This is a genomic window from Pseudomonas sp. AK-TSAG1-1 (assembly GCF_056821665.1).
Window position 1 is genome coordinate 1100090 of the sequence record NZ_CM165965.1, and the last position, 15840, is coordinate 1115929.

The 15840-nt window shown below is 59.3% G+C and carries 20 protein-coding genes; 8 read left to right on the forward strand and 12 right to left on the reverse strand.

Going from position 1 to position 15840, the window contains the following annotated elements; genetic code table 11:
- Positions 1-5 precede the first annotated feature (5 nt).
- On the reverse strand, positions 6-758 hold the full coding sequence (gene cysZ / locus AC1UK9_RS04920) for a sulfate transporter CysZ (protein WP_025109435.1): 753 nt from the start codon (positions 756-758) through the stop codon (positions 6-8).
- Between the two features lie 311 nt (positions 759-1069).
- On the opposite strand from cysZ, the gene trxB reads away from it, so the two are divergent.
- Positions 1070-2032, forward strand: a complete 963-nt coding sequence (trxB, locus tag AC1UK9_RS04925; protein WP_003221727.1) for a thioredoxin-disulfide reductase — start codon at positions 1070-1072, stop codon at positions 2030-2032.
- 186 nt (positions 2033-2218) lie between these two features.
- Here the strand turns inward: trxB and AC1UK9_RS04930 are convergent, their stop codons facing one another.
- The 6 genes from AC1UK9_RS04930 to AC1UK9_RS04955 form a co-directional block, all read right to left on the reverse strand.
- A complete protein-coding gene (locus tag AC1UK9_RS04930; protein WP_128615114.1) occupies positions 2219-2557 on the reverse strand; it encodes a HopJ type III effector protein in 339 nt (112 codons plus the stop codon).
- The gene (locus AC1UK9_RS04935) at positions 2550-2846 is read right to left on the reverse strand and encodes a DUF1244 domain-containing protein (protein ID WP_482579616.1); all 297 of its coding nucleotides are present in this window, start codon (positions 2844-2846) and stop codon (positions 2550-2552) included. The genes AC1UK9_RS04930 and AC1UK9_RS04935 overlap by 8 nt, the downstream gene beginning before the upstream one ends.
- 68 nt (positions 2847-2914) lie before the next feature.
- Positions 2915-3286, reverse strand: a complete 372-nt coding sequence (folX, locus tag AC1UK9_RS04940) for a dihydroneopterin triphosphate 2'-epimerase (protein ID WP_025109432.1) — start codon at positions 3284-3286, stop codon at positions 2915-2917.
- Complete coding sequence (folE, locus tag AC1UK9_RS04945) at positions 3287-3847, reverse strand: GTP cyclohydrolase I FolE (protein ID WP_025109431.1); 561 nt, start codon at positions 3845-3847, stop codon at positions 3287-3289.
- Between the two features lie 21 nt (positions 3848-3868).
- Positions 3869-4579 carry a dihydromonapterin reductase gene (gene folM, locus AC1UK9_RS04950; protein WP_473014499.1) on the reverse strand — a complete coding sequence of 237 codons (711 nt, stop codon included), beginning with the start codon at positions 4577-4579 and terminating at the stop codon, positions 3869-3871.
- 179 nt (positions 4580-4758) lie between these two features.
- Entirely contained in the window at positions 4759-5328 is a 570-nt protein-coding gene (locus AC1UK9_RS04955; protein WP_482579617.1) for an antibiotic biosynthesis monooxygenase, read from the reverse strand.
- A gap of 211 nt (positions 5329-5539) precedes the next feature.
- Here AC1UK9_RS04955 and AC1UK9_RS04960 point away from each other — a divergent pair, with 211 nt between their 5' ends.
- Complete coding sequence (locus tag AC1UK9_RS04960) at positions 5540-6499, forward strand: MerR family transcriptional regulator (RefSeq protein WP_482579618.1); 960 nt, start codon at positions 5540-5542, stop codon at positions 6497-6499.
- A gap of 3 nt (positions 6500-6502) precedes the next feature.
- Here AC1UK9_RS04960 and AC1UK9_RS04965 read toward each other — a convergent pair whose 3' ends face one another.
- Positions 6503-7108: a hypothetical protein gene (locus AC1UK9_RS04965; RefSeq protein ID WP_025109427.1), complete on the reverse strand. Its 606-nt coding sequence runs from the start codon at positions 7106-7108 to the stop codon at positions 6503-6505.
- 55 nt (positions 7109-7163) lie between these two features.
- Positions 7164-7640, reverse strand: a complete 477-nt coding sequence (locus AC1UK9_RS04970; protein ID WP_473014502.1) for a PAS domain-containing protein — start codon at positions 7638-7640, stop codon at positions 7164-7166.
- Between the two features lie 153 nt (positions 7641-7793).
- Between AC1UK9_RS04970 and AC1UK9_RS04975 the strand changes: the two genes are divergently transcribed.
- Positions 7794-8249 carry a flavodoxin gene (locus tag AC1UK9_RS04975; protein WP_473014503.1) on the forward strand — a complete coding sequence of 152 codons (456 nt, stop codon included), beginning with the start codon at positions 7794-7796 and terminating at the stop codon, positions 8247-8249.
- On the opposite strand, the gene AC1UK9_RS04980 is transcribed toward AC1UK9_RS04975, so the two are convergent.
- Complete coding sequence (locus AC1UK9_RS04980) at positions 8239-9126, reverse strand: LysR family transcriptional regulator (RefSeq protein WP_025109424.1); 888 nt, start codon at positions 9124-9126, stop codon at positions 8239-8241. The genes AC1UK9_RS04975 and AC1UK9_RS04980 overlap by 11 nt on opposite strands.
- A gap of 96 nt (positions 9127-9222) precedes the next feature.
- On the opposite strand from AC1UK9_RS04980, the gene AC1UK9_RS04985 reads away from it, so the two are divergent.
- The 5 genes from AC1UK9_RS04985 (at position 9223) to AC1UK9_RS05005 (ending at position 13166) form a co-directional block, all read left to right on the forward strand.
- The gene (locus AC1UK9_RS04985) at positions 9223-9609 is read left to right on the forward strand and encodes a CidA/LrgA family protein (protein ID WP_482579619.1); all 387 of its coding nucleotides are present in this window, start codon (positions 9223-9225) and stop codon (positions 9607-9609) included.
- Positions 9599-10285 (forward strand): LrgB family protein, encoded by a 687-nt coding sequence (locus tag AC1UK9_RS04990; protein WP_025109422.1) that lies wholly within the window; start codon positions 9599-9601, stop codon positions 10283-10285. The genes AC1UK9_RS04985 and AC1UK9_RS04990 overlap by 11 nt, the downstream gene beginning before the upstream one ends.
- Positions 10286-10416: 131 nt before the next feature.
- Complete coding sequence (locus tag AC1UK9_RS04995) at positions 10417-11199, forward strand: class II aldolase/adducin family protein (protein ID WP_482579620.1); 783 nt, start codon at positions 10417-10419, stop codon at positions 11197-11199.
- Positions 11199-12101 carry an alpha/beta fold hydrolase gene (locus AC1UK9_RS05000; RefSeq protein WP_482579621.1) on the forward strand — a complete coding sequence of 301 codons (903 nt, stop codon included), beginning with the start codon at positions 11199-11201 and terminating at the stop codon, positions 12099-12101. Before AC1UK9_RS04995 ends, AC1UK9_RS05000 begins: the two co-directional genes overlap by 1 nt.
- A 153-nt stretch (positions 12102-12254) precedes the next feature.
- Positions 12255-13166, forward strand: a complete 912-nt coding sequence (locus AC1UK9_RS05005; protein WP_482579622.1) for an SDR family oxidoreductase — start codon at positions 12255-12257, stop codon at positions 13164-13166.
- A gap of 51 nt (positions 13167-13217) precedes the next feature.
- On the opposite strand, the gene AC1UK9_RS05010 is transcribed toward AC1UK9_RS05005, so the two are convergent.
- A complete protein-coding gene (locus AC1UK9_RS05010) occupies positions 13218-13475 on the reverse strand; it encodes a hypothetical protein (RefSeq protein ID WP_025109418.1) in 258 nt (85 codons plus the stop codon).
- Entirely contained in the window at positions 13472-15442 is a 1971-nt protein-coding gene (locus tag AC1UK9_RS05015; RefSeq protein ID WP_482579623.1) for an S-type pyocin domain-containing protein, read from the reverse strand. Before AC1UK9_RS05015 ends, AC1UK9_RS05010 begins: the two co-directional genes overlap by 4 nt.
- Positions 15443-15840: the final 398 nt, after the last annotated feature.

Here is a 15840-nt window from a genome sequence, read left to right on the forward strand (position 1 = left end):
CCGGTTCAGCGCTGGGTGACGAGGTTCTCCGCGCCGCGTTCACGCACCCAGAACAACGTCGCACCTGCAACGGCGGCTGGCATCATCAGGATGTTGACCACCGGGATCAGTAGCACCAGATAGACGATGCCGCCGAAGCTCATGCTCTGCCAGCGCTTCTGGCGCAGCCAGGCGAGCATCTCGTTCCAGCCCAGTTTGTGGTTGTCCGCCGGGTAGTCGATGTACTGGATCGCCATCATCCACACGCCGAACAGCAGCCACAGCGGCGCGGCGACGATGTTCACCACCGGGATGAACGAGAGGATGAACAGGCCGATCGCTCGCGGCAGGAAGTAGCCGAGTTTGCGCATTTCCCGGGCGAGGGTGCGCGGGATCATCGCGATCAGTTCGCCCCAGCTGAACGCCGGGAAGTCGTCGGTGCCGCGCACCACCACTTCGACCTTTTCCGCGAGAAAGCCGTTGAACGGCGCGGCGATGACGTTGGCCAGCATGGTGAAGGTGAAAAACACCATCAGTGCCACCAGCACCACGAACAGCGGCCAGAGGATGTAGCTGAGGAAGCTCAGCCAGTCGGGCAGCGACGGCATCAGGCTGTCGACCCACAGGCTGAACTGATGGCCGGCCAGATAGATCAATCCGACGAACAGCACCAGGTTGATCGCCAGCGGCAGCAACACAAACAGGCGCAGGCCGGGGCTGAGGACCAGTTTGAGGCCTTCGCGCAGGTATTGCGGGCCGGACAGGACAGGGGCGGGCATAGGGTGCTCCGAGCAAGGGAAAACGCGCCGACCTTACCGGCTTTGCAACACGTGCGAAAGCGCGGCAGAGCGATCGACATTGACTGTAACAAAGACGTCCATCTCGTCAGTGTCTGCGCATAGAGACCACCTATGAGCTGGATTGTTAAACCGTATTTCCTTAATCTTGCCCCCCTCGATACGCTGCACCCAACTTTTTACAGGACTGTCGAGCTCATGCCTTCCCCAAGGTTATCCACAGTCCTTTTTTATTCCCGCCGGCAGTCCGGCGTTCCGCGCCAGTCTTTCGGCCCGGTCAACAGGAGCAGGTCATGTCTGAAGTCCGTCATTCGCGAGTGATTATTCTCGGTTCCGGCCCTGCCGGTTACAGCGCTGCGGTCTACGCCGCCCGTGCCAACCTCAAGCCACTGCTGATCACCGGCATGCAGGCCGGCGGTCAACTGACCACCACCACCGAAGTCGACAACTGGCCGGGCGACGTGCACGGTCTGACCGGCCCGGCACTGATGGAGCGGATGCGCGAGCACGCCGAGCGTTTTGAAACCGAGATCGTTTTCGATCACATCAACGCCGTGGACTTCGCCGCCAAGCCATACACCCTGACCGGCGACAGCGCGACCTACACCTGCGATGCGCTGATCATCGCCACCGGCGCCAGCGCTCGCTACCTGGGCCTGCCGTCGGAAGAGGCGTTCATGGGCAAAGGCGTTTCGGCCTGCGCAACCTGCGACGGTTTCTTTTACCGCAACAAGCCAGTGGCTGTGGTGGGCGGCGGCAACACCGCTGTTGAAGAAGCGCTGTACCTGGCCAACATCGCCAGCACCGTGACCCTGATCCACCGTCGCGAAACCTTCCGCGCCGAGAAGATCCTGATCGACAAGCTCAACGCCCGCGTGGCCGAAGGCAAGATCATCCTCAAGTTGAACGCCAACCTCGACGAAGTGCTGGGCGACAACATGGGCGTGACCGGTGCGCGCCTGAAGAACAACGATGGCAGCTTCGACGAAATCAAGGTCGACGGCGTGTTCATCGCTATCGGCCACACTCCGAACACTTCGCTGTTCGAAGGTCAGTTGACGTTGAAAGACGGTTATCTGGTGGTGCAGGGCGGCCGTGACGGCAACGCCACTGCAACCAGCGTCGAAGGCATCTTCGCCGCCGGTGACGTGGCTGACCACGTTTACCGTCAGGCCATCACCTCGGCCGGCGCCGGCTGCATGGCGGCACTGGACACCGAGCGTTACCTGGACGGTCTGCAGAACGCTTCGTTCTAAATCGCAGATACAAAAAAACCGGCTTCGGCCGGTTTTTTTATACCCTCATTTTCAGCTACACCGCCTGACCAGTGTGGGAGCGGGCTTGCTCGCGAAGGCGTCGTGTCAGGCAATATTTTGGGTGTCTGACACAGCGCTTTCGCGAGCAAGCCCGCTCCCACTGGGCGATTGGGGCTGCGACTGAAATCAGCGGCGGGTCAGGGGTTGGGCGGTGAATTTGACGCCAGCCAGACCGTGCTGGATCAGCGCCCGAATGTTGCCGTGGTCGCTGCCTTCAGGCGTCGCCAGTACCGAGCGGTAATGCTCGCCGAATGCCAGCAGCGCTTCCTCATCGCTCAGGCCTTCCAGCAGCGCCAGACCCAACGTCTTGCACGAACCTTCGTTCTGCCCGGCGGCGTTTTCCACGCCGCCGTTGTTGAATGCTTGCGGCTGGTAGTCGTAACCGGCGGCGATGAAGGCCAGGGTGTCGGCGAAAACGTGTTCGCCGCTCTTGAGGCTGGCGCGCAGGGTGTTCAAATCACTCATTGGGTTTTCCTTTGGCGAACGCCGCCTGTTGTTCGGCGTTGGCTTCTTGCTGGTATTGGGCTTTCCACTCGGCGTAGGGCATGCCGTATACCACTTCACGGGCGTCGTCGAGGCTGACCTCGATCTGCTGTTCATCGGCGGCGGCCTTGTACCACTTGGACAGGCAGTTGCGGCAGAAACCGGCAAGGTTCATCAGGTCGATGTTCTGCACATCCTTGCGGCTGTCCAGGTGGGCGACCAGCCGGCGGAAGGCGGCGGCTTCGAGTTCGAGGCGTTGTTGCTCGGTCATGATGGGCTCTGTGCAGTCAAATCGTGGCGCGGATGATAAAAGTCTGACGCTTGAAGCGCCAGACGCACTCAGCGGCTGGCGGCGAGGGTAATCGACACCGACTCGGCAAATCGCAGTGCATGCGGCTTGTCGACTTCGACTTCGGCGTACAGCACGGCGGTGTTGGTCATCACCAGATCCAGCAACTCCTGGGTCAGACGTTCGAGCAACGCAAAGCGATTGCCCTCCACGTGGGCGATAATCGCCTTGGTGATGGTGCGGTAGTTCAGTGCGTGATCGATGTCGTTGTCACGCACCGCTTCCTGCGCGGCGTACAGGATGGTCAGGTTGATCAGCACGTCCTGTTTGTTGAGGATCTCGTCCTCGTTGATCCCGATAAAGGTGCGCAAGCGCAGATCCTTGACCCGGATGCGCGCCATTCCCGGTTGAAGTTGTGACATTTACTTGCTCCGTCCAATCAATTGCAGGAACTCCTGGCGGGTGTTGCTCGAGTCGCGGAACGCGCCGAGCATGACCGAGGTGTTCATGGTCGAATTCTGTTTCTCGACGCCGCGCATCATCATGCACATGTGCCGGGCCTCGATGACCACCGCAACACCGGCGGCATCGGTGACTTGCTGTACTGCATCGGCGATTTGCCGGGTGAGGTTTTCCTGAATCTGCAGGCGCCTGGCGAACATGTCCACCAGCCGCGCGATCTTCGACAGCCCCAGCACCTTGCCCGTTGGAATATAAGCCACATGCGCCTTGCCGATGAAGGGCAGCAGGTGATGTTCGCACAACGAGTACAACTCGATGTCGGCGACGATGATCATCTCGTCGCTGTCGGAGGCGAACAGCGCGCCGTTGACGATCTCATCCACACTCTGTTCGTAGCCATGACACAGGTATTGCATGGCTTTGGCCGCGCGCACGGGCGTATCGAGCAGGCCTTCGCGGTCTGGGTCTTCACCGAGGCCGATCAGGATCTCGCGGTAATTCTCGGGCAGGGAACGGGTCATGGGAGGTCCTCGCGCAGCAGCTTATTTGACGTGCCGTCCGCCGTTGACGGTCAGGGTCGTGCCAGTGACATAGGGGTTGTCGAGCAGATAGCGCAGGCTCTGGTAGATCACTTCGCTGCCGGGCTCGATGCCCAGCGCGGATTTCGCCAGGGCCTTGGCACGGTACGCCGCGTCGTCGTCGGGATTGAACAATAGCAGGGCCGGCGCAATGCCGTTGACCTTGATCACTGGCGCATAACGCGCGGCGAAGGACAGGGTCAGGCTGTCGAGCCCGGCCTTGCTGGCGCAATAACCGATGTGCTTGCTGCTGCCCTTGCGGGTGACGTCGTCGCTGATGTGGATGATGTCTGCAGGCGTCGAGCGCTTGAGCAGGTCGGCGCAGTGCAGATTGATCAGGTAGGGCGCGAGCATGTGCACGTTGACCATGCGCACAAAGGCGTCGGCTTCGTTGTCCACAGTTTCCGCCAGCCACTCGGAAGCGTTGTGGATGATGGCGCGCAGGTTGTCGGTATGGGTTTTCAATTCTTCGATGAAGGCAAGAATGGAGGCTTCGCTGGAAAAGTCCGCGAACACCCCGACAGCGCCAAGATCACGCAGGGCTTGCACGCCCGGACGTTCGCTGCGGTAAGTGAAGATGACGCGATGGCCGTCTTCGAGCAGGCGCCGCGCACAGTGCAGGCCGACACGCTGGCCGGCACCGGTAATGAGGATCGGGGCGGAAGAAGTGGTCATGAACGGCTCGCGTCGCGGTGAGAGCAAAACTATAACAGCGACGCGGGTTGCCCACCTATCGCAAGACGGGTGTTGTGCTTTTGTGGGAGCCGGGCTTGCTCGCGAAAGCGGTGTATCAGTCATCGGCATTGTTGAATGCCACACCGCTTTCGCGAGCAAGCCCGCTCCCACATGGAATCTCAACGGTTTTGAGAGACCGGTTCAACAGGCAGTCGACGTGCCGGAACGCTGTTCAGCCAACCGGCCAGCAACCGTGTCGACAGCGGAATAAAGAAATAAACCATCAGCGGTGTCAGGCACGCCGTGCTGATCAATACGCGAGGCAACAGGCTCAACTCGCCGAGCAAGGGCCCGAGGACAAAGTTGAACAGCAGCGACACCGGGAAGAACGCCAGCCAGATCGCCACGGCCTGTTTCCAGCGCGGTGGTCGCTGGCCCGCTGCGCCGAACCAGCCTTCGATGCCGCTGACCCGATGCTCTTTGGGATGCGCAAACAGATCGCTGCCTCGCGCCAGCCAGGCGGTGCGTGAGGCCGAGTGCTCCCAGGCGTGCAGGGTCTGCTCGTCGACGAAGCGGAAAATGATCTGGAATTCGTTGTCACCGGGCGGCGGAGCGAGCACGCCGGAACCCAGGTAACCGGGAAAGTCAGTGGCCAGTTGTTCGCCTTCGCGCAACCAGGCAATCAGGTCCTGATAGCGGCCGTCGGCGACGCGACGCGCAACCATCAGCGTGACAGGGGAAGTAGACATTGTGTATCTCCGTATTTCCGAGTGCGTCGCTCCGGGTAGGAGTTTCGCAATACGCAGGCTGGGGGTAGGTGCCTGCGCTTTTCAACAAGCAAGGATTATTCCTGATTTTGATGACAGTTTCAGAGACTTTCGTCTCTGTTCATGGGTTGAACCGATGACGTGCATCGGATGTAGAATGGGATCCAAATCAATCGAGCGGACTCACCTGCAAATGGCTGTTATCACGGACGTTAACCCTGCCTCGCAGGCATCTGTCGCGCTCGAGCGTGAAGAGCTGTTCCCCATTCGTGAAGTGTCACGGCTGACCGGGGTGAATCCGGTCACGCTGCGGGCATGGGAGCGTCGCTACGGTTTGATTGAGCCGGTACGCACCGAAAGTGGGCATCGGCTGTATTCGATGACCGATATTGAGCGTGTGCGCAGCATTGTCGAGTGGATCGACCGTGGAGTGGCGGTCAGCAAGGTTGGCAAGATTCTGGCCAAGACCGAGCCGCTGAAGGCACTGGCGCACATCATTTCCGATGACCAGGTGACGGCGGACTATCAACAATGGCAAGACCAGATGCAGTGCGCGGTCAGCGCTTTCGACGATCTGGAACTGGATCGGGTCTACTCGCAGATCTTTGCTTCCTACCCGTTGCCGGTGGTGTTTCAGGACATAGTGCTGCCGCTGTGGCGACGCCTGCTCCAGCATCGTGAAGCCTTCGGGCAAACCAGTGAATGGCTGTTTCTCGATGGCTTCCTGCGTACCCGGGTCCTGGGGCGGATCATGGTGTTACGCAAGTCGCAGCCGCGCAGGATCATCGTCAGTGACTTGGCCGGGGAGTGCCGTGAACTCGAGTTGTTGGTGGCTGCGCTGTTTCTCAGCGGTGGAGAAACCGGTGTGCGCGTGCTGACGACGGGGCAGCCGTTCGACGAATTGACGCTGGTCTGCGAGAAGATCAAACCCCAGGCGCTGGTGCTGTTTTCCAACCATGCACCGACGACGGAGCTGCCGCGACGTCTGAATCGGCTGGCGCTGAGTCTCGATTGTCAGTTGTTGCTGGCTGGGGATGCGGCAGACCTGGCGCAAGACGCATTGGCCGGTTCTTCAATCGGCTGCCTGGGTAACGAAGGGGCGACAATGCAGCAGCGCATGACGCAATTCCTTGCGGGCAAACTCGATACCTGAAACTCAGGTGTGCAGGGCGGGATGGGTCAGACGGTGTTGTTGCAGAATGAACTGGCGCAGACGTTCAGTTTCATCGGCATCAGTCTGGCTCAGCTCATAGGCGTAGAAGCCGTGCTCGGTTTCCCGCTCGAAATTGCCGCGCAGGGAAATCCGCTCATAACCTGAAGGACTGAACCACAAGGCGAAATGCTTCGGCGGTTTGGTCTTGTTGCGCATTTCCAGCAGCACGCCTTTGTGCGACACCTCGTGCACCCACATCATGCCCGGTTGGCCCTTGGCGTTTTCCAGCGCCACCGGCTCTTCCAGAGTCAGCCGCCACGGGCGAACCATCGGCCCGTCCTCGTAAATGCTTGGCACGCCCAGGCGCAAGTGCAACGCGTGGAATTCGTCTTCCACCAAATGCAGCGGGAAAGTCATTTGCTGGTTTTCGAAGTTGGCCTGGATCGTCACTTGTTCGTGAGCGGCCAGGCGCGTGAGCAAGTCACGGATCTGCGAACCACCATTGACTAGCAGGCTCGACGTTGCATCCCGCACATTGAGCTGCGGGTTGTGCTGCATGGTCTGGATGAAATCCAGCTCATCCTGGGTCAGGAGTGCGTCGCGTTGCATGGCCTGGCTCGAAAGAAATAGTTACAAAGTCATTGGTGATTGTAGTTACTGACACTTAGTTCGCAGTTTTGTTTGCGCCGTTCGTCGTTTTCAGCGCGGCGAGTTCGGCTTGCAAGGCGGCAACCTGCGCTTCCAGCTGTGCGACGCGTTGCTGCGCCTTGACCTGCACTGTGACGTCTTTCTGCACGCCGACGAAATAAGTCTGGCCGTCTTCGGCATTTTTCACCGTAGAAAGCGACAGTTCATTCCAGAATGGCGTGCCGTCCTTGCGGTAGTTGCGCAGGATTTCCCGGCACGACCCGCCATTGCGCAACGTGTCGCGAATGAGCGTCAGGCTGGCCTGATCGCGGTCTCCGGACTGCAGAAAACGGCAGTCCTGGTAGAGAATCTCTTCGCTGGTGTAACCGGTCAGGCGCTCGAAGGCAGGGTTCACATAGATCAGGATGTTGTCCTGTTCCCCTTCCTTCTCTGCGACCACGATCCCGTCGTTCGACGCGTTGATCACCATTTGCAGCAGACTGGCGTTGATCATCAATGAATCCATTCAGTGTTGATGGTGGCTGGCATTCTAGAAGTTCCAACGCCGCTGTCTACTGGCCATCACCGCTAATTGAGTGCGGATCGCGGCTTTTGTATCGGGCTGCTACTATCCCGGCTCATTTTTTTCAGCTTCAGGATCAGATTGATGAAAGTCGCCATCCTCTCCGGCTCGGTTTACGGCACGGCCGAAGAAGTCGCCCGTCACGCGCAGAACCTGCTGAAAGACGCCGGTTTTGAAACCTTCTACAACCCACGCGCCAGCCTGGCCGATATCCAGGCATTTGGCCCGGAAGCGTTTCTTGCAGTGACTTCGACCACCGGCATGGGCGAACTGCCGGACAACCTGCAGCCATTGTATTTCAGCATTCGCGATCAGTTGCCAATGGCCTGGCGCGGTCTGCCGGGTGCGGTGATCGGTCTGGGCGATGCCAGTTACGGCGATACCTTCTGTGGCGGCGGCGAGATGCTGCGCGAGTTGTTCGCTGAGCTGGGCGTGCGCGAAGTGCAGGAGATGCTGCGTCTGGACGCCAGCGAAAGCGTGACGCCGGAAACCGACGCCGAGCCATGGCTGGCGCAATTGATCAGCGCCCTCAAGGGCTGATTGCGCGCTCGCGCAACAATGCCAGCCAAGCCTGGGCGGCTTTCGACAGATAGGCGCCCTGACGCCAGATGAAAGCGATGTCCCAGCGCAGGTAATCCGGCGCGCGCAAGGTCAGGCGCACCACGCCCGGGCGCTCAAGTGCCCGGGCGACCACGCTGGGCAGCAGCACCACGCCTTGCCCGGCGGCCACCAGTGCCACGAGAAAATCCGCCTGTCCGCTGCGCCCGCCTTCCTTTGGTGTAAAACCCATTTGCTGGCAGGCCTGCAGCAGCCGATCGTTGAGCACGAAGCTGCGCTGATACAGCAGGAACGGCGTCTCGGCCAACTCCTCCAATCCGATCTCGCCACGTGCCGCCAGCGGATGATCCACCGGCAGCAGCGCATCGAGTTTCTCGTCGCAGAACGGCTGAAAGTCGAATTGCGGGTCTTTCGGCAACAGGCTGCCGCCCAATTCCAGTTCGCCACTCAGCACCGCCTGCTCAACGTTGCGACTGCCTCCTTCAAGCAGTTGAATGCTGATGTTCGGATAGCGCCGCCGGTATTCGGCAAACAGCCCGGCGAACAGCGCGTCGCTGCCCAGTAACGGCAAGCCGAGCCGCAACTCGCCGCGCGCCAGGTGACTCAGATCATCCAGCTCCCTGAGCAGTTCATTGCGCAGGCGCAACATGCCTTCGGCGCGTTGCAGCACCACACTGCCAGCAGCGGTCAGGCGCAGTTGCGAACCCAGCCGCTCGAGTAGCGGCGTGCCCAGACTCTGTTCGAGCTGCGCGACTTGTTTACTCACCGCCGACTGGCTGATGTGCAGGGTTTTTGCCGCCTGGGTAAAGCCGCCCTGATGCATGACTTCGACAAAACTGCGTAGCTGTTTGAATTCCATTGCCTGATTCCATTTTGGAATGGTGTTGAGTCTAACAATTCGCTTCAGGGATGGCAGTCGGCTTCGTAAAATAAGCCCCTGTCAGGAGCCAAAACCATGAAACCCGCCCCCCTAAAGCATCTTTCCCGTCTGTTGGTCGAACTGGCTGTGTTGCTCGGCCTCTACCTGCTCGGCTGCCAACTCGCCGCATGGCTGGCCTGGCCGATTCCCGGTGGGGTGATCGGTATGGCCCTGTTGCTGCTGGCGTTCGCCGTCGGCTGGGTCAAACCGGCGGCGCTGCAACTGGGTGCGGGGCTGCTGATGGCCGAGATGCTGCTGTTCTTTATTCCGGCGTTGATGAGCCTGCTCGACTACGGCGCGCTGCTGCGCAATGACGGCTGGCGGATCGTGCTGGTGATCGCTGCCAGTACCCTGATGGTGATGCTGGTGACCGCGTTCACGGTGGAACTGGCCGTGCGAATGAGGCGTTCCCATGAAGCTTGAATTGATGCCGATGTTCTGGCTCGCCTTCACCTTGCTGGCGTACCTGTTCAGTCGCTGGATCTATCGGCGCACTGGACGTTATTTGCTGTCGCCGCTGATTCTGGTGCCGGCGCTGTTGCTGGCCCTCGCCGTGCCGCTGCACACCGCGTATGCCGAATACGCCAGCAACACCCACTGGTTGATGCTGGTGCTCGGCCCGGTCACGGTCGCCTTCGCCGTACCGATCTGGCAGCAACGACGGTTGCTGATGCAGCATTGGTCAGCGCTGCTGCTCGGCATGCTCGCTGGCAGTGCCGCGTCGATCGCCACCTCGTTTGGCCTGGCCAGGGCGCTGGCGCTGGACAGTTCGGTAACGATGTCGCTGGTGCCGCGCTCGATCACCACGCCGTTCGCCATGCCGCTGGCGCAGGATCTGGGCGGCGTGCCGGAACTGACCGCGGTGTTCGTGATGTTCACCGGGGTCTTTGGTGCGATGCTCGGCGGCGTGCTGCTCAAGTGGTTGCCGTTGCGCAGTGCCCTGGCGCGGGGGGCGCTGTTCGGTGTCGGCGCGCACGGTGCCGGCGTCAGTCGCGCCCATGAAGTGGGCGGTGAAGAAGGTTCGGTGGCGGGGCTGGTGATGGTCTTGACCGGACTGCTCAACCTGTTCGCCGCACCTTTATTGGCGTCGCTGCTTTGACATGGATCCAAGCTGTCTGCATTGCTGACTCGTTCAGTCATCAAGCTGGCTGGCAATGCAACTACGTGAGTCCCGGGAGCTGACTAGACTGCTGACACGTGCCAGACAACAAGAACGCAGAGGTGCATACAGTGAGCGTAGCCCCCGTCCAATCGTCCCTTAATGTCAAAGACCAGGTCAGTGCCGCGGAATGGCAGACCCGGGTCGATCTCGCCGCCTGTTATCGTCTGGTCGCGCTGCATAGCTGGGACGATCTGATCTTCACCCACATTTCCGCCAAGGTCCCGGGCACCGAAGATTTTCTGATCAATCCGTTCGGCTTGATGTTCCATGAGATCACCGCGTCGAGCCTGGTCAAAGTCGATCAGGCCGGCAACAAGCTCATGGACAGCCCTTATGAAATCAATCCCGCCGGTTACACCATTCACAGCGCCGTGCACGAAGTGCGGCACGATGTGGTGTGTGTGCTGCATACCCACACCGCCTCGGGTGTCGCAGTGTCGGCGCAAAAGCAGGGCGTGCTGCCGATCAGTCAGCAGTCGCTGTTCGTGCTGTCGAGCCTGGCCTGTCACGCCTACGAAGGCGTGGCGCTGAATCACGAAGAAAAGGCCCGCTTGCAGGCCGATCTGGGCGAGAACAATTTCCTGATGCTGCACAACCACGGGTTGCTGACCTGTGGCGGCACCATCGCCGACACGTTTCTGATGATGTTCACCTTCCAGCGCGCCTGTGACATTCAGGTCATGGCGCAGACCGGTGGCGCTGAACTGATCGCCATCGAACCGCAGATTCTCGCGGGCGCCAAAGCGATGATTGCCGGCGTCACCAAAAGTGCTCAAGGCATGGGTGGCGCGCTGGCCTGGCCGGCGCTGCTGCGCAAACTCGATAAACAAGACCCCGGATATAAACTCTGATGCCTCTTGCCGAGATTCCTCTGTGTGTCTGGCGCAAACGCAGCCGGACGTTTGTCTTTCGTGGCCAGTCGATCCGTTACTGGACGGCGGGGCAGGGTGAGCCGCTGCTGCTGATCCACGGTTTCCCGACGGCCAGTTGGGACTGGCATTACCTGTGGCAGCCACTGGCCCAGCGTTATCGGGTGATTGCCTGCGACATGCTCGGTTTCGGTGATTCGGCCAAACCGTTGAATCACAGCTACAGCCTGTTGGAACAGGCCGACCTGCAGCAAGCGTTGTTGGCGCATCTGCAGGTCGAACAACCGATCCATGTACTGGCGCACGATTACGGCGACAGCGTTGCCCAGGAGTTGCTTGCCCGGCATTACGAAAACCAGATCGAAGTCGCCAGTTGCGTGTTCCTCAACGGCGGGCTGTTCCCGGAAACCCATCGCCCGGTGCTGATGCAAAAGCTGTTGCTCAGCCCTTTGGGCTGGATGATCGGCCGTGCCTTCACCCGTGATGGCCTGGTAAAAAGTTTTCGCCAGATCTTCGGTCCGCAGACCAGCCCCACGGAAAGCGAGCTGGATGATTTCTGGAGCCTGATCGAGACCCATCGCGGTCCGCGCATCATGCACAAACTGATCAGCTACATTCCCGAGCGCCGGGTGCAGCGCGACCGCTGGGTGACGGCCATGCAGCGCGATGAAGTGCCGCTGCGGGTGATCGATGGCGAAGTCGATCCGATCTCCGGTGCGCACATGGTCAAGCGTTACCGCGAGTTGATTGCTGACGCCGACACGGTGTTGTTACCGGGCATCGGCCACTACCCGCAGATCGAAGCGCCGGTTCAGGTGCTCAAGCATTATCTGGCGTTTCGCGAGCGCCTGGAGTTGCCGCCGCGCAAGGTCGCGTGCTCGTGATCACACCGGGAGGAGTTTGCTCCTCCCGCCACGCTGCTCATCATCCCCCTGCCTTATCGCCCACCATTCAGCCCCAGCCGTGTTCGTTGTGACCCAAAGCCCCGTGCCTGACACTCGGGGTCATTGTCCCTCGGCCTGCTGGAGTTGCCCCCGATGAATGAGTCCGTACGCTTCGAAGATAAAGTCGTGATCGTCACCGGAGCCGGTGGTGGCCTGGGTCGGGCGCACGCTTTGCTGTTCGCCCGGCACGGCGCCAAAGTGCTGGTCAACGACCTCGGCGGCTCGACCCAGGGTGAAGGTGCCAACGCCTCTGCCGCTGATCGCGTAGTGGCGGAAATTCGTCAGGCCGGCGGTATCGCCGAGGCCAACCACGACTCGGTCACCGACGGCGACAAACTGGTGCAGAACGCCCTCGATGTCTATGGCCGGGTCGACGTGGTGGTGAACAACGCCGGAATTCTGCGCGACAAGACCTTCCACAAGATGGATGACGCCGACTGGGATCTGGTCTATCGCGTTCACGTTGAAGGCGCCTACAAAGTGACTCGTGCCGCATGGCCGCACCTGCGCGAGCAAAACTATGGCCGGGTGATCTTCACCGCTTCGACCTCGGGCATCTACGGCAACTTCGGCCAGTCCAACTACGGCATGGCCAAACTCGGCCTTTACGGGCTGACCCGAACCCTGGCCATCGAAGGTCGCAAGAACAACATCCTGGTCAACGCCATCGCGCCCACTGGCGGCACGCGCATGACCGAAGGCCTGATCCCGCCGCAAGTGTTCGAACAGCTCAAGCCAGAACTGGTCAGCCCGCTGGTGGTGTACCTGGCCAGCGAGCAGTGCCAGGAAACGTCCGGCTTGTTCGAAGTAGGGGGTGGCTGGATGGGCAAGGTGCGCTGGGAGCGCAGCCTCGGCGCCGGGTTCGATCCTCGGGTGGGTTTCTCGCCGGAAGATGTGGCGGCGCGCTGGCAGCAGATCTGCGACTTCGAAGGCGCTGCGCACCCGAAGGACAATATCGAGGCGTTGAAGGAAATGATGGCGAATTTGCAGAAGTATTCGCTTTAGGCATGCAGGGCCACCCGGCTTCCAGATAATTGCCGGGTGGCTTCTTGTTGATTACTCGTAGCGCTTTTCCGTCACGAACGTCGGTGCTATCCAGTTCGGACCTTTAACGGTTTTCCCATTCGCATCAATAGAAAGTACTCCGTTTTTGAATAACGAGTTGTAAGTGTCCATCAATATGCCTTCTGAAATTACCTCGGTGCGATATCGTCCATACATATTGTCAATGCGCATCGCCGGCCACATCAGGGCAAAGAGTGAAATTACCTCGGACACGGGCTCATTTCTGATTATTTTTTCGACAGTGTTCATTGGCCAAAACTCCTGATGTCTTTTTCGTATTCTCTTTGATCTTGCATATTCATCGCATTCATGGCGCCCTCGGTATAGAGAAGTGTCAGTTCGCTGCCGAGCTTGTAGTCTTCCAAGGCCGCCGTGTGCGCGTTGTTCCATATTGGGGACTGGTCGGAAGGTGATGTTTCGTCGCTGTAACCGAATGCCCTGTAACGCTCAAGTTCTCTTATTTCATGAGTGTAGTAGCGCAAGTCTGTATCAGTAATCTCCCAGTATCCACCCAGTATTTTTTCCAGACGTTCAATCATGATGTCGTTGGCATCCGATTGGCTTAAGCGGGCGGTGTGCAGTTTTACCGCATCGATCCCTTTGCGAGTAATGGCAGTCGCACGCCAATCCAGATCAAGTATCGATCCACCCGCTTGCTCCGGATTGAATGCTCGGCCACTGAATTTACCTTTGACGGTGGCACCCTCATATGGACTGCTGAACACCACATACAGCGGTGCAATCCCCGAGTCGTCCGGAAAGACGATGATGAAACGCTCCCAGCCCTCCACCACGATGGGATGCAGATCCAGGCGCCCTTCAATGGGAATGATCGAGGCGCCGCTGTATGGCGTGATCGGCGTTTCAGCGGACGGCAGGAGAGTGGAACTGTTGTCCGGTGTGACTGCTGGCGTCCAGGTCAGGAAATCGTCCGGCGAACCCGGCATGGCAATCTGGTAAAGATCGCTCTGCCCGTTGTAGTCGGCGCTCAGCACGGGAACATCTGTATGAAGGTCGAATCCGTCGGTGGTAACAGCGAACACTTCTGTGCCGCTGCCGATGGATCTGAAGCCCAGTCCTACTGGAAGATCCACGGAGCCCTGACGATCGGCGATCTCTCGCAGGGTCTCGGTGTTTTCCATTGTCAGTTCTGCGAGCGGCACGCTCATCACGAAGCGTTCGCCGTTACCCAATCGAGATGGCATCAGCAGTGCCGCGAAACCGAGGAGCGCTGAGCCCAACGCTGCAGTGCTGGCTGCAGTGACGATTTGCACGGCAGAGCGCAATGCCGTTTGTATCGCGAGGCCTTTTTCGGGTGAGAGTGTTATGGCCGTCGCGGCGATAGCAAAGCTCGGGCCCGAAGTAGCAATGGCTGAAGCAGGAAAGACGCTGCGGATTTCAAGTGTTGCCAGTTGCCGATCGAGTTTCAGTCGCTCAGCTTCGATCCTGAGCAATTCCGCCTGCCGTTCTGCTTCGGCCAAAGCTGCAAGGCGCGCGTTTTCGCGAGCCTGCAACTGAGCCAGCGCCTCGGCCTGCGCTTTGGCTTGGGCCTGGATTCGGGCCTGTTCGGCGGCAATACGTTCTGCCGCCAGTCGCGACTGTTCCGCCGCTTGCAACATCGCCAGGGTATTTTGCAGGTCGGTCGTGCGCTGGTTGAGTGACTGCAGAACGTGGGCCGCCACGCGGGCATCATTGGCTGCCTGCAGCGACCTTTGCAGCGCTTGCATGGCGATGCCATTGGGCCCCGGCCATTTCTCCATCGTCGTGGCCTTGACCATGAATTCGTTGACATGCCGATTGAATGGATCGCCGCCATAAAACTCATGGGCTGTCACCGTCTTGCGGTGAAACTCGTTTGCCTTGCGTTGGGCCAGTGTGTGCAGTACGCCAAGCTCCCTGATGATGGACTGCACGGGTGCCAGTGGATGAGTGGCGCCTTCGGATCTGACGGTTGCAAGTTCGCTTTCAATGGCATTAGGTAGTTGGCCAAGTCTGTTTTGATAGTCCTGCTCGAGTGCCTGATTAGTTGTACGTATTTTTTGCAGGTTCTGATTGTAGGCACTAACGCCGTGACCGATTGGACCGGCGCGATTGTCATTCGAAGTGCGTGGGCCAGGCCGCATATGGTCAGGCGCCACACCTTTTATTTCGAGTGCGGTATCGATTTCAAGAAAACCTGGCCTGGAAGTATTGGGCGGCTTCGGTGGGTTTTGCATATTCATATCCTTTTGAATGTGCGTGATGAAGTTGTGGTGCTGTGGCATAGCCATGCCGCTGACAAGCGACCCTTGTTGTCAGAGGATGTTTGAATCGTTTTAAGTTACAACAAAGCCTGAGTTAAGAAGTCTGATAAGTTCGTGAGTTAATGCTTGTTGTCTTGAATGAACTTTCGAGGCTTTGGAAAAGGGCGGGGTGCTGTACTTCTTTGCAATAAGAAGTTTCTGATGGAATCTTCGGAGATTTCTTGTAGGACGGGATGCCTGCTTTTCAGCAGGCATAAAAAAGGCCGCTGCAAACGCAGCGGCCAAGGTAAGACGTTGGATCAAGGAGCTACAAATCAACGTCAGTGAACACCGGGGCGATAAATCGACGATTCGACTCATCTGAAATCGGT

Coding starts and splice junctions, on each gene's coding strand:
- folE (WP_025109431.1), bottom strand. CDS start 3,847: ATGACCCGTTCCCTGCCCGAGAATTACCGCGAGATCCTGATCGGCCTC.
- AC1UK9_RS05010 (WP_025109418.1), bottom strand. CDS start 13,475: ATGAACACTGTCGAAAAAATAATCAGAAATGAGCCCGTGTCCGAGGTA.
- AC1UK9_RS05000 (WP_482579621.1), top strand. CDS start 11,199: ATGCCTCTTGCCGAGATTCCTCTGTGTGTCTGGCGCAAACGCAGCCGG.
- AC1UK9_RS04975 (WP_473014503.1), top strand. CDS start 7,794: ATGAAAGTCGCCATCCTCTCCGGCTCGGTTTACGGCACGGCCGAAGAA.
- folM (WP_473014499.1), bottom strand. CDS start 4,579: ATGACCACTTCTTCCGCCCCGATCCTCATTACCGGTGCCGGCCAGCGT.
- AC1UK9_RS04955 (WP_482579617.1), bottom strand. CDS start 5,328: ATGTCTACTTCCCCTGTCACGCTGATGGTTGCGCGTCGCGTCGCCGAC.
- AC1UK9_RS05015 (WP_482579623.1), bottom strand. CDS start 15,442: ATGCAAAACCCACCGAAGCCGCCCAATACTTCCAGGCCAGGTTTTCTT.
- AC1UK9_RS04965 (WP_025109427.1), bottom strand. CDS start 7,108: ATGCAACGCGACGCACTCCTGACCCAGGATGAGCTGGATTTCATCCAG.
- cysZ (WP_025109435.1), bottom strand. CDS start 758: ATGCCCGCCCCTGTCCTGTCCGGCCCGCAATACCTGCGCGAAGGCCTC.
- trxB (WP_003221727.1), top strand. CDS start 1,070: ATGTCTGAAGTCCGTCATTCGCGAGTGATTATTCTCGGTTCCGGCCCT.
- AC1UK9_RS05005 (WP_482579622.1), top strand. CDS start 12,255: ATGAATGAGTCCGTACGCTTCGAAGATAAAGTCGTGATCGTCACCGGA.
- AC1UK9_RS04990 (WP_025109422.1), top strand. CDS start 9,599: ATGAAGCTTGAATTGATGCCGATGTTCTGGCTCGCCTTCACCTTGCTG.
- AC1UK9_RS04930 (WP_128615114.1), bottom strand. CDS start 2,557: ATGAGTGATTTGAACACCCTGCGCGCCAGCCTCAAGAGCGGCGAACAC.
- AC1UK9_RS04970 (WP_473014502.1), bottom strand. CDS start 7,640: ATGATCAACGCCAGTCTGCTGCAAATGGTGATCAACGCGTCGAACGAC.
- AC1UK9_RS04980 (WP_025109424.1), bottom strand. CDS start 9,126: ATGGAATTCAAACAGCTACGCAGTTTTGTCGAAGTCATGCATCAGGGC.
- folX (WP_025109432.1), bottom strand. CDS start 3,286: ATGTCACAACTTCAACCGGGAATGGCGCGCATCCGGGTCAAGGATCTG.
- AC1UK9_RS04935 (WP_482579616.1), bottom strand. CDS start 2,846: ATGACCGAGCAACAACGCCTCGAACTCGAAGCCGCCGCCTTCCGCCGG.
- AC1UK9_RS04960 (WP_482579618.1), top strand. CDS start 5,540: ATGGCTGTTATCACGGACGTTAACCCTGCCTCGCAGGCATCTGTCGCG.
- AC1UK9_RS04985 (WP_482579619.1), top strand. CDS start 9,223: ATGAAACCCGCCCCCCTAAAGCATCTTTCCCGTCTGTTGGTCGAACTG.